Here is a 7,149-nt window from a genome sequence, read left to right as displayed (position 1 = left end):
CCTGAAGCCCATCCTCGGCGCGATGGTGGACCTGCTGGCCGACCCCAAGCGCGCCGAGGGCCCGCTGCGCTTGAGCGACTGGGACGCCGGCCGGCTGGAGCTGCTGGACCCTGGCCGTGCAGGCGGCTGGCAGATCCAGGGCGATGCCGGGCTGCGGCGCATGGCCGAGAAGCTGCGCGCGGCAGGCTCGCCGCGGCCGGTGGCGCCGCCCGAGGGCCTGGGCCTGAGCTTGCGCGGCTACCAGCTCACCGGCCTGGCCTGGCTGCAATACCTGCGCGAGCACAAGCTGGCCGGCATCCTGGCCGATGACATGGGTCTGGGCAAGACGGCCCAGGCCCTGGCCCATCTGCTGCTCGAAAAACAGGCCGGCCGGTTGACGCAGCCGGCGCTGGCCGTGCTGCCGACCTCGCTGCTGTTCAACTGGCTGGCCGAGGCGCGGCGCATCGCGCCTGGCTTGCGCGTGCTGCTGCTGCATGGGCCGGAGCGCCACGAGCATTTCCCGCGCCTGGCCGAGTTTGATCTGGTGCTGTCGACCTATCCGCTGCTGTGGCGCGATATCGAGGCGTTGGCGGCGCAGCCCTGGCATCTGCTGATCCTGGACGAGGCGCAGACGGTCAAGAACGCCGGCAGCCTGGCGGCCAAGGCGGTGCGGCGGCTGAATGCGCGGCACCGGCTGGCGCTGACCGGCACGCCGCTGGAAAACCATCTGGGCGAGCTGTGGGCTCAGTTCGACTTCCTGATGCCGGGCTTTCTGGGCGATGAGCGCAGTTTTTTCAGGCTTTGGCGCAAGCCCATCGAGGTCAAGGGCGAGAGCCTGCGGGCCCAGCTGCTGAGCGCACGGGTGCGGCCCTTCATCCTGCGCCGGCGCAAGGAGGAGGTGGCCACCGAGCTGCCGCCGCTGACCGAGGTGACGCGGCGGGTGCGGCTCTATGGCCAGCAGCGCGATCTGTACGAGAGCGTGCGGGTGGCGGCCGACACCCAGGTGCGGCGCGTGTTGCAGCGGCGCGGCTTCGGGGCTTCGCAGATCACGGTGCTGGACGCCCTGCTGAAGCTGCGCCAGGTCTGCTGCGACCCGCTGCTGCTGAAGGATGTGGAACAACAGATCAAGCCCGACACCGAGCGCGCCAAGCTGGAGTTGCTGGCCGAGATGCTGCCGGAGCTGCTGGCCGAGGGGCGGCGGGTACTGGTGTTCTCACAGTTCGCCGAGATGCTGGGGCTGATCGCCGCGCAGCTGAAGCAACAGGAACTGGACTTCCTGCTGCTGACCGGCGCGACGCCGGTGGCGCAGCGCGGCGAGATCGTGCGGCGCTTCCAGGCCGGGGCCTGCCCCTTGATGCTGATCAGCCTGAAGGCCGGCGGCGTGGGGCTGAACCTGACGGCGGCCGACACGGTGATCCATGTCGACCCCTGGTGGAACCCGGCCGTCGAGGCCCAGGCCAGCGCGCGGGCGCACCGCATCGGCCAGGACAAGCCGGTGTTTGTCTACAAACTGGTGGTGGAAGGCAGCATCGAGGAGCGGATGCTGGAGCTGCAGGCCCGCAAACTGGCGCTGGCCGAGGGCGTGCTGGGCAGCGACGGGGCCGAGGCGACCAAGTTCACCGAGGCGGATCTGCGGGTCTTGCTGGCACCGCTGGCTTGATTTGAGGCACCAGCATGGTGCACAAGTCGCCCGCCGGGCCGCCCCAAGGGCGACTTCTTGGCCTTACGCCAGGAAGGCGAACCGCGCGCTCGGCGCGGTTCAAACGGATTGATCCGGGGTCTGCCCCGGAGAAAATCCGGTCCCCTCGGGGGACCGACCGCGTATTCGCGGGCGAGGGGTCAACGCTTCCTGTCGAAGCGCAGCGCGCGGGCCAAGCTGCGACGGTCGCAACCCAGGCTGGCGGTCTCGAAAGCCTCGTGCTTGCGGCCCTTGTTGTCGCAGTGCCACTCAGGCAGCGGCAGGCGACGGGGTTGCGGTTCGGTACGGAATTGGCTTTTCATCATGGCTTTACTGCCCCAACATGGTGCCCAACGGGGCCACCGTGCCTCCCTAACGCCGGTCCGCGATGCACGGTTGACAGCGGGAGGCAACAAATCCTTGGGCCGGATTTCTCGCTACAGTCGGCGCCATGTCCAGCCCTGCCACCCCCGCTCCCCTGCTCGTGGCCTGCCTGTGCGCCGCCTGGTGCCGGGTCTGCGAGGGCTATCACGAGGTCTTTGCCCAGCTGCGCCAGCAGCATCCGGACTGGCGCTTTCTCTGGGTGGACATCGAGGACGACGCCGAACTGGTGGACGATCTGGAGGTGGAAACCTTTCCCACCCTGCTGGTGGGCCGCGGCGCCGAGCTGCTCTTCCTGGGCCCGGTGACGCCCGAGCTGGCCACGGTGCAGCGCCTGCTGGCGGCGCTCGAGACAGCCCCACCCCAGACCCAGGCGAGCCCCGCCGGCCGTGCGCTACTCGCCCGTTTGCAACAGAGCTGCTGCTGAGACAATCCCCGGCTGTTCATTCCCCACCAGGACAGCTGCCATGACGGTTCAATTCAAGAACAAGACGCCGGCCGCCGCGATCGCCATCACCGTGGTCGACCGCGCCGCCTTCCAGGCCCTCAGCGCCTCCCTGCCCGCCCCGACCCGACAGTGGCTGGCCACTGTCGGCTTCAGCGGCGCGCCCGACACCCAGGCCCTGGTGCCCGGCCCGGACGGCAAGCTGGCCCAGGTCTTTGCCGGCGTGTCCGGCGCCAACGCGCCCTTTGCCCTGGCCCATCTGCCCCTGGCCCTGCCGGCCGGCAGCTACTGGCTGGACGCCAGCGCCGGCCTGAGCGTGGACGCCGAGGCCGCGGCCCTGTCCTGGGAGCTGGGCGGCTACCAGTTCGACCTCTACAAGAAGGCCAAGCGCGAGCCCGCCACCCTGGTGATGGCCGACAGCCCCGAGGCCCAGCGCGGCCTGGCCCTGGCCACGGCCATCACGGCCACCCGCGATCTGGTCAACACCCCGGCCGAGCACATGGGCCCGGAAGAACTGGCCAAGGCGGCCCAGCTGCTGGCCAAGCAGCATGGCGCCAAGTTCAGCCAGATCGTGGGCGATGCCCTGCTCAAGAAGAACTTCCCGGCCGTGCACGCCGTGGGTCGCGCCGCCGCGCGCGCACCGCGTCTGATCGAGCTGAACTGGGGCAACCCCAAGCATCCGCGCATCGCCATCGTGGGCAAGGGCGTGTGCTTTGACACCGGCGGCCTGAACATCAAGGGCGGCGAGGGCATGCGCCAGATGAAGAAGGACATGGGCGGCGCCGCCAATGCCCTGGGCCTGGCCACCCTGATCATGGCGCTCAAGCTGCCGGTGCGCCTGCAGCTGCTGATTCCGGCGGTGGAAAACGCGATCTCGGGCAATGCCTACCGCCCCGGCGACATCGTGCCCACCCGCAAGGGCCTGAACATCGAGATCGGCAACACCGATGCCGAGGGCCGCGTGGTGCTCAGCGACGCCCTGGCCTATGCCAGCGAGGGCAAGCCCGAGCTGATCATTGACCTGGCCACCCTCACCGGCGCCGCCCGCGTGGCCCTGGGCGCCCAGCTGCCCGCCCTGTTCAGCAAGCATTTCGACACCGCGCGCGATCTGGTGGACCTGGGCCTGAAGCTGGACGACCCGCTGTGGCATATGCCGCTGTGGGCGCCCTACAAGGGCGGCATCGAGAGCACGATCGGCGACATCGTCAACACCGGCAAGAGCGCCCTGGCCGGCGCCATCAATGCGGCCCTGTTCCTCGAGTACTTCGTGCCCGAGAACCAGGACTGGCTGCACATCGACCTCTTCGCCTGGAACGACGGCGCCCGCCCGGGCCGCCCCGTGGGTGGCGAGGCGCAGACCATCCGCACCCTGCTGGCCTATCTGGAGCAGCGCTTCACGGCCTGAGCGCGCTCAGGCGCCGCCGAGCACCCACTCGGCGGCCTTCTCGGCAATCATCAGCGTCGGCGAATTGGTGTTGCCGCTGGTGATGCTGGGCATCACGCTGGCATCCACCACGCGCAGGCCCGCCACGCCGCGCACGCGCAGGCGGCTGTCCACCACGGCCATCGCGTCCTCGGCGCGGCCCATCTTGCAGGTGCCCACGGGGTGGAAGATGGTGGTGGCGATATCGCCCGCCAGGCGGGCCAGCTCCTCGTCGCTCTGGTACTGCGGCCCCGGCTTGTATTCCTCGGGCCGATAGGCGGCCAGGGCCGGCTGGGCCACGATGCGCCGGGTCAGGCGCAGGCTTTCGGCCGCGATGCGCCGGTCCTCCTCGGTGCTCAGGTAGTTGGGCGCAATCGCCGGGGCGTCCGCCGCATCCGCCGAGCGGATGTTCACCGTGCCGCGGCTGCTGGGATTGAGATTGCAGACGCTGGCCGTGAAGGCCGGAAAGTCATGCAAGGGCTCGCCGAAGGCATCCAGCGAGAGCGGCTGCACGTGGTACTGCAGATCGGGCCAGGCCTTGTCCGGCGAGCTCTTGGCGAAGGCGCCCAGCTGTGAAGGCGCCATGCTCATGGGTCCGCTGCGGCGCAGCAGGTACTCCAGGCCGATGGCGGCCTTGCCCCAGAGGCTGTTGGCCAGGGTGTTCAGGGTCTTGGCGCCCTGCACCTTGAAGACCGCGCGGATCTGCAGATGATCCTGCAGATTGGCACCCACGCCGGGCAGATCCTGCTGCAGCTCAATGCCCAGGCCCTGCAGCAGGCCCGCCGGTCCCAGTCCCGAGAGCTGCAGGATCTGCGGCGAGCCGATGGCGCCCGCGGCCAGCAGCAGCTCGCCGCCGGGCTTGAGCCGCACCGTTTCCAGGCCCTTGGGCGTGCCCACTTCGGCGCCGCGGCAGTGCAGGGCACCGTCCTCGCGCTCCAGCAGCAGGCGCCGCACCTGGGCGCCGGTCCAGAGCTCGAAATTGGAGCGGCCCAGGCACAGCGGCCTCAAAAAGGCCTTGGCCGTGTTCCAGCGCCAGCCCTTGCGCTGGTTGACCTCGAAATAGCCCACGCCCTCGTTATTGCCGCCGTTGAAGTCATCGCTGGCCGGAATGCCGGCCTGCTGGGCGGCCTGGGCAAAGGCGTCCAGGATGTCCCAACGCAGGCGCTGCTTCTCCACCCGCCACTCGCCGCCCTGGCCGTGCAGGGCCTTGAAGGCATCGGAGACGGGCTGGGCGCCGGGGTCCAGGCGCCAGTGGTTCTCGTGCTTCTTGAAGTGAGGCAAGACCTGGCCCCAGCGCCAGCTCTCATCGCCGCAGGCCTCGGCCCAGGCCTCGTAGTCGCGCGACTGGCCGCGCATATAGATCATGCCGTTGATGCTGGAGCAGCCGCCCAGCACCTTGCCGCGCGGGTAACGCAGGCGGCGCCCGTTCAGGCCTGCGGCGGCCTCGGTCTGGTAGAGCCAGTCGGTGCGCGGATTGCCGATGCAGTGCAGATAGCCGACCGGGATGTGGATCCAGTGGTAGTCGTCCACCCCGCCGGCCTCCAGCAGCAGCACGCGGCGCCGCGGGTCGGCCGAGAGGCGGTTGGCCAGCAGGCAGCCGGCCGTGCCGGCGCCCACGATGATGGTGTCAAACAGCGCAGCGTCCTGACTCACAAAGACCTCAGCGCGCCAGATGCGAGGCCAGCACCGGGAAGAGCTTGGTCAGGCCGTCGGCCAGCAGTTCCACCGCCAGGGCGGCCAGGATCAGGCCCATCAGCCGGGTCATGATGTTGATGCCGGTCTGGCCCAGCACGCGGGCGATGCGGCCCGAGGCGCTGAACACCGCGAAAGTCACCAGGCCCACCACCACGCCGTAGCCCACCAGGGCGGCCAGCTCCCACCAGTGGCGGGTCTTCTCGGCATAGATCACCATGGTGGAGATGGTGGCCGGGCCGGTGAGAAGGGGAATGGTGAGCGGCACGACGGCAATGCTGGCCCCGGCGTCGGCCTTGTCGGCGCCCTCCTTCACATCCTCCTGCCGGGTTTCGGCCGGCTGGGCATTGAGCATCTGGATGGCGCTGATCAGCAGCAGCGTACCGCCACCCACCTGGAAGCTGGGCAGGGAGATGTTGAAGAACTCGATCACCTTGAGGCCGGCCACCGCGCTGACCGCCACCACGATGAAGGCGGTGAAGGCACTGACGCGTATGGTGCGCTGGCGCTGCTGGCGCGAGAAGTTCTGCGTGAAGTGGATGAAGAAGGGGATGACCCCGACCGGGTTGACGATCGCCAGCAGGGCGATCAGGGGCTTGAACAATTCCATGAACTCATTGTGAGTGCTGGGCCAGGCCTCGCAAATAGGCCAGACCCTGGGCTGCGCGCGGGCCGTACCAGCTCAGCAGCTCCCCATCCACCAGCTGCACCCTCGCCTGCGGACACAGGGCCTGGGCCAGAGGCAGATGCTCGGCCTCGAAGCGGTAGGGCTCCGAGCTCAGCAGCACGCGCTGTACCCGCGCCAGCCAGGGTTCATCACCACGCAGCACCGGGTAGCGGGCCGCGCCGGACTCGCCGCCCAGCACTTCGGGCCAGCTGCGCCAGCCCACGCGGGCCAGCATGCGGGCGAGGTAGGTGTCACGCGCCACCGTCATCCAGGGCTCGCGCCAGATCAGGTAGAGCACGGCCTCGCCCGGCCAGTCCTGGGCGGCGCAGCGCGCCAGCTCGGCCTGCAGGGCTTCGGCCAGGGCCGCGGCGCGCGCCGCCACACCCTCCACGGCCCCGAAAGCCGCGACCAGCTGCTCCAGCAGGGCCAGGTTGTCGGCCGGGTCATTGGGAGGGGTGACGATGATGTGCGGCACGAACTCGCGCAGGGCCTGCACGGTCTCCAGCCGGTTCTCGTCCACATTGACGATCACATGGCTGGGCGCCAGCCGGCGCAGCTTGTCCAGGTTCACATCCTTGGTGCCGCCCACCTTGGGAATGGCGGCCATGGTCTCGGCCGGATGGATGCAAAAGCCGGTACGCGCCACCATGAGGGGCGCCAGACCCAGGGCCGCCAGCAATTCGCTGATCGAGGGAACCAGGCAGGCGATGCGCGGGAATGTCGGGCTCATGACGGGTCCGGTGCCTGCAGATCGCGCAGCACCAGATAGACGGCGCAGCAGCCCCGCAGATACACCAGACCCGGCAGCACCAGGGCCAGGGCCGCCACCACCCCACCGCCGGCCATGGCCGCCTGGCTCAGGGGCGTCTCGGGCGGCGGTGGGG

Annotated in this window: 7 protein-coding genes; 3 read left to right on the top strand and 4 right to left on the bottom strand. The window is 69.6% G+C overall.

What is annotated here, in order from left to right; all coding sequences use genetic code 11:
• Positions 1–1,639: DEAD/DEAH box helicase (locus tag ACK5F2_RS03590; RefSeq protein ID WP_409862848.1), on the top strand; the 1,639-nt coding region annotated here is incomplete at its 5' end.
• A 179-nt stretch (positions 1,640–1,818) separates the two neighbouring features.
• On the opposite strand, the gene ACK5F2_RS03585 is transcribed toward ACK5F2_RS03590, so the two are convergent.
• Entirely contained in the window at positions 1,819–1,980 is a 162-nt protein-coding gene (locus ACK5F2_RS03585; protein ID WP_409862847.1) for a hypothetical protein, read from the bottom strand.
• Positions 1,981–2,108: 128 nt separating this feature from the next.
• Between ACK5F2_RS03585 and ACK5F2_RS03580 the strand changes: the two genes are divergently transcribed.
• Together ACK5F2_RS03580 and ACK5F2_RS03575 are read left to right on the top strand one after the other, a co-directional pair.
• The gene (locus ACK5F2_RS03580) at positions 2,109–2,465 is read left to right on the top strand and encodes a thioredoxin family protein (RefSeq protein WP_409862845.1); all 357 of its coding nucleotides are present in this window, start codon (positions 2,109–2,111) and stop codon (positions 2,463–2,465) included.
• A gap of 40 nt (positions 2,466–2,505) precedes the next feature.
• Complete coding sequence (locus tag ACK5F2_RS03575; protein ID WP_133601950.1) at positions 2,506–3,888, top strand: leucyl aminopeptidase family protein; 1,383 nt, start codon at positions 2,506–2,508, stop codon at positions 3,886–3,888.
• Between the two features lie 6 nt (positions 3,889–3,894).
• Here ACK5F2_RS03575 and ACK5F2_RS03570 read toward each other — a convergent pair whose 3' ends face one another.
• From ACK5F2_RS03570 to ACK5F2_RS03560, 3 genes are read right to left on the bottom strand one after another with little or no spacing between them, the layout of a single operon-like run.
• Positions 3,895–5,559 carry a GMC family oxidoreductase gene (locus ACK5F2_RS03570; protein ID WP_409862843.1) on the bottom strand — a complete coding sequence of 555 codons (1,665 nt, stop codon included), beginning with the start codon at positions 5,557–5,559 and terminating at the stop codon, positions 3,895–3,897.
• A gap of 7 nt (positions 5,560–5,566) precedes the next feature.
• On the bottom strand, positions 5,567–6,208 hold the full coding sequence (locus ACK5F2_RS03565) for a MarC family protein (protein ID WP_409862841.1): 642 nt from the start codon (positions 6,206–6,208) through the stop codon (positions 5,567–5,569).
• A 4-nt stretch (positions 6,209–6,212) separates the two neighbouring features.
• Complete coding sequence (locus ACK5F2_RS03560; protein WP_409862840.1) at positions 6,213–6,995, bottom strand: helical backbone metal receptor; 783 nt, start codon at positions 6,993–6,995, stop codon at positions 6,213–6,215.
• Between the last annotated feature and the right edge of the window lie 154 nt (positions 6,996–7,149).

Origin of the sequence: Roseateles sp., assembly GCF_046300915.1 — a bacterium.
Taxonomy (GTDB): domain Bacteria; phylum Pseudomonadota; class Gammaproteobacteria; order Burkholderiales; family Burkholderiaceae_C; genus Kinneretia.
The sequence above is the reverse complement of the archived record's forward strand: the minus strand, read 5'-3'. Positions and strand labels throughout refer to the sequence as shown.